Source organism: Stenotrophomonas sp. SrG (assembly GCF_050031795.1).
Classification (GTDB): Bacteria; Pseudomonadota; Gammaproteobacteria; order Xanthomonadales; family Xanthomonadaceae; genus Stenotrophomonas; species Stenotrophomonas rhizophila_A.
In genome coordinates, this window is the sequence record NZ_JBNBBE010001436.1 from 1 (window position 1) to 234 (window position 234).

Here is a 234-nt window from a genome sequence, read left to right on the forward strand (position 1 = left end):
GTGCAGGACGACGTGGTGCGGATCGGCTGGACCGGCGTGCAACTGCGCCCGGCAGGCAGCGACCCGTTCGGCGGCGTGCATCTGGCCTTCAACGTGCCGGCCGATCGTGTCGAGGCCGCCACCGCCTGGCTGCTGGCGCGCACACCGCTGCAGCGCAATGCCAGGGGCGAGGCGCACTTCACGTTCGGCGGTCGCTGGGTGTCGGAAGCCAGCTGCGTAGATGGCCCCGAGGGG

Annotated in this window: 1 pseudogene; it reads left to right on the plus strand. The window is 72.2% G+C overall.

The features are described 5' to 3' along the window. Window positions 1-234 (plus strand): annotated as a pseudogene (locus ACQG3P_RS24145) (VOC family protein); the annotation flags it as partial.